This is a genomic window from Sulfurovum sp. bin170 (genome assembly GCF_010892395.1).
GTDB lineage: Bacteria > Campylobacterota > Campylobacteria > Campylobacterales > Sulfurovaceae > UBA1140.
Genome location: NZ_JAACKB010000117.1, coordinates 1 through 1,797 on the forward strand (window position 1 = coordinate 1; position 1,797 = coordinate 1,797).

Consider the following 1,797-nt stretch of genomic DNA (forward strand, 5'->3'; position numbering starts at 1 on the left):
AATGGCAGAAGCAGTAGAAAACCGAGACACAGACGCGTATCTATCTCTAGCAGAGTCTATGATGATTCTTCTCCAACAGCACAATATGAAAGAGGAGCAGATGCTCTATGCGATGTGTGATAGAGTGATTCCTCAGGATAAGAAAGAGGAGATAATATCAGCCATGAGAGAGATTCAACTTTGAAAAAAATCCCACTTGATGCAAGAGAGATGGCACACCCCATCCCTTTGCAACTTGCCCTAAATCACCTACAGGCGATGAGCAAAGAGGAGTATCTATACATGATACATAGAAAAAAACCCATCCCTCTTATTGAAGTGGCTAAAGAGAAAGAGTTTGCCCACTTTACCCATCAAGACAACAAAGAGAACTGGCATATACTCATCTGTAAAAATTCCCAAGCCGACCTAGAGGAGCTACTAGATGTTTAACCAAGGTGGTCTCTCATTAGAACAAGCACCCCCAATATCTGTGGTTCTTAGATTTTTTATTACTGCTTCTGCATTTGGCGTTCTACTTGGTCTCTATCTTATGGGGGATTTTAAAAACAGTGTAGTTATCCATATATTAGCAGTAGGAATAATGGCATCATTTATGTTAGGAGCCTTGTTTCAGATGCTCCCTGTTATCGCAGGGGTAGCTATCAAAGCACCCATAAAAAAAGCCTTGGTTGCTCATATACTACTAGTTATAGGTCTCATAACCCAAATATTAGCATTCAACAACTATTCACTATTTACTGTTCACTATTCACTAATATCAGCCATACTTCTAGGTTCAGGTCTTCTACACGCATCTACACTAATGTTAAAAGAGATAATAAAAATCAAAGATCACTCAAGCTCGTCAAAAGGGATGCTTTTTGCTCTTGCCTCTTTCCTCATCGCTATTGTCTTGGGGATCTATCTTCTATTAACTCTTGGTGGCTACAATAGTGGTACTCTATTTATGGAAATCAAAGAGGCTCACTACTCATTTGCCATATTTGGATGGATTACTCTACTCATAATCTCTATCTCTTTTCAAGTCATTGAGATGTTCTATATCACCCCTAAATATCCTAAATGGATAAGCAAATATCTTACCGTAGCTATTTTTACTCTACTTATCCTAAAAACTATTGCACTTTTAGCAAGTTTAAGTAGCAATATTATAGATATTTTTTTAGCTACTCTATTTATCATCTATGCAGGAGTTACAATCCATAGACTATATAAGAGAAAACGACCAACCTCAGATGCGACTGTATGGTTTTGGCGTTTGGGTATGGGACTTCTTACTGTTAGCATGTCTATTGTACTAATTGATAACATTACAACTCTGCATGAAAATATGAAATTCATAAGCCAAGTGACATTTATAGGCTTCGCCCTAAGCATAGTCTTTGCTATGGTCTACAAAATAGTTCCATTTCTAGTATGGTTTCACCTCTCAAACCAAGGCTATATGGAAGCCCCAATGATGTTTGATGTAATCCATCCCAAAAAAGCCAAGATACATTTTAGAATTCATATTGCAATGCTTATCACATTTGTAAGTTCTACTCTATTAGAGTCCAAACTACTATTTTTACTAGCATCACTACTCGTCACTATATCATTTGGATGGCTACTATATCATCTGATTTTTGCTGTTAAAAAATATAACTATACACAAAAACATACCAAAAAAATAGAGTGGTAATGCCCACTCTGAGATGAATTTTTAATTTTTTTTGAAAAATTTATATTTCTACATCTTTTTTACACTTTTTTATTTTATACTTACTTATATATGAAAATATAGGGTTTTCAATT

The 1,797-nt window shown here is 35.6% G+C and carries 2 protein-coding genes and 1 pseudogene; all 3 read left to right on the forward strand.

The window, feature by feature from the left end:
• Nucleotides 1–184 (forward strand): annotated as a pseudogene (locus GSY74_RS02835) (hemerythrin domain-containing protein); the annotation flags it as partial.
• On the forward strand, nucleotides 181–432 hold the full coding sequence (locus GSY74_RS02840) for a DUF2249 domain-containing protein (protein WP_255494494.1): 252 nt from the start codon (nucleotides 181–183) through the stop codon (nucleotides 430–432). The pseudogene GSY74_RS02835 and the gene GSY74_RS02840, both read left to right, overlap by 4 nt.
• Nucleotides 425–1,684 (forward strand): hypothetical protein, encoded by a 1,260-nt coding sequence (locus tag GSY74_RS02845; protein ID WP_164663601.1) that lies wholly within the window; start codon nucleotides 425–427, stop codon nucleotides 1,682–1,684. The genes GSY74_RS02840 and GSY74_RS02845 overlap by 8 nt, the downstream gene beginning before the upstream one ends.
• Nucleotides 1,685–1,797 lie beyond the last annotated feature (113 nt).

Bases quoted from the DNA above. Each gene is read 5' to 3' on its own strand.
- GSY74_RS02845 (WP_164663601.1), top strand. From the start codon at position 425: ATGTTTAACCAAGGTGGTCTCTCATTAGAACAAGCACCCCCAATATCT.